We start from the raw sequence: 1755 nt of genomic DNA, 5'->3' as shown, positions 1-1755 counted from the left end.
CCGTGCGCTTCGACCTGCGGTATCCGGGGCAGGTGTGGGATGAAGAGACGGGGTTGAACTACAACCTGCACCGGTATTACGACCCGGCGACGGGGAGATATCTGCAGGCCGACCCGATTGGGTTGGCGGGTGGGTGGAATCGGTTCTTGTATGTGGATGCCTCGCCATTAATGTTTGCCGATCCGATGGGACTACGCTCAACTGGGTGGCCATGGTTGGACCGTATGCTTACGCCATATGACACCAGCCGCTGTGCTACTGCAGAATGTGCAGCAGGTTTTAGGAATACCGAACCTGCTGGCAATAGCACATCTACTGAAGGAATCACTTGCACAGCGCGTGTAGGCGTCGGTGTTGGAATTACGGCGTCCTATAACACCTCCCGTGGTCTCACTTATTTGGGCGCTGGCCCGCAGGCTGGTTTAAGTGTCTCGATTACAGGTGGAGGAAAAACGTTAACGACAGGCGCGGGCGGAAAAGGTCTTGTAGTTCAGGCTTCGGGCGCATTTGGCAATGGAGTCGTAGGTGTCAGTGGTAACACAGCACTCGGCACCGAGGGAACCACGTCCACGGTGTCTCCAGGTGTAGGAACCATTGGCGTTTCAGTGGGTGTAACTATGGGGTACAGAAGATGAACGAAATTCCTTCCAGCATTTGGATTGGTGTAATCATGGCACTAACTCACATGGCGCTTTGCCAAGTGCTAATGACAAGATTAAAACGAGAGAACGTTAGCAAATTTGAGGAAATTGGTGCTTTTCACATTTTCCAAAACAATACTCCACATAGCACTTGGCTACTCTGGAAATGGCTGTGCAGCTCAGGACCAAATAGCTTCAGCATGGGCACTCGCATCCTAGTATGGTGTATTCGTTTGCTGACATTATTTTTCCTAGTTTGGTTTTTTCTCCAAATATCATCCATTTTTTAGATTGGAAACGAGAAATTCAAACGACGTTATTCAAAGGTTTTTGATACCAAAAAGAAAAGCCTATTTGCATAACGCGGATGGCTGAGTCGTCAAAACGCTACTCAGCCATCAGTCAACGCTCTCGCATCGATGCCCATGTCTTCCATTGATGCGAGCCAATTGAATGTTGAGCGAAATTCAGCAGGAAACTATCAAATCAATAGCAAACTATCCAATGAATCCGGCGGCATGGACGTTAAAACACTTCAAGAATCCATGCCGGCCCTCCGTCACCCGCCTTTCTCCCCATCGACGTGTCCTTGGGCCGACGAAGACTCATTGCGGAAGGACAACCGCGGTGCCACGGCCCGCCTGGCCTACGACGGCTTCGGCAACACCACCCTCACGGAGATCGCCGACGCCGGCGGCGCCGTGGTCTGGCGCCAGCAGCGGCGGTACAACGCGCTCAACCAGCTCCAGTCGGTGCAGACCGGGGAACTGAAGGACACCTTCACCTACGGCCCCAACGGCGAGCTGACCGCGCGGACCAACGCCGCCCGCCAGACCACCACCTACGAGCGCAACGCCTTCGGCCAGCCCACGCGCATCACCGACCCCGCCGGCCAATCCGCCTCCCTGGCCTATGACGGCCTGGGCGCCTTGCGCTCGGCCACCGACTTCGCCGGTGTCTCCACCACCTACGCCAACGACGTGCGCGGCAACCCCACCCGCGAGACCACGCCGGACGCCGGCGCCACCGACACCCGCTACGACGCCATGGGCCGCCCCGTCCAGTGGACCGACGCCCTGGGCCGCACCACCAAGGCCACGCGCGACGCCCTGGG

At 56.5% G+C, this 1755-nt stretch carries 2 pseudogenes; both read left to right on the top strand.

Annotated elements, in window-relative coordinates:
• Positions 1-197 (top strand): annotated as a pseudogene (locus tag BM144_RS23815) (RHS repeat-associated core domain-containing protein); the annotation flags it as partial.
• Between the two features lie 989 nt (positions 198-1186).
• Positions 1187-1755: pseudogene (locus BM144_RS17370) on the top strand (RHS repeat protein); the annotation flags it as partial.

It is taken from the genome of Paracidovorax konjaci, from assembly GCF_900112675.1.
Classification (GTDB): Bacteria; Pseudomonadota; Gammaproteobacteria; order Burkholderiales; family Burkholderiaceae_C; genus Paracidovorax; species Paracidovorax konjaci.
Note: the sequence above shows the minus strand (reverse complement) of the source record. Positions and strands in the feature narration are given on the sequence as shown.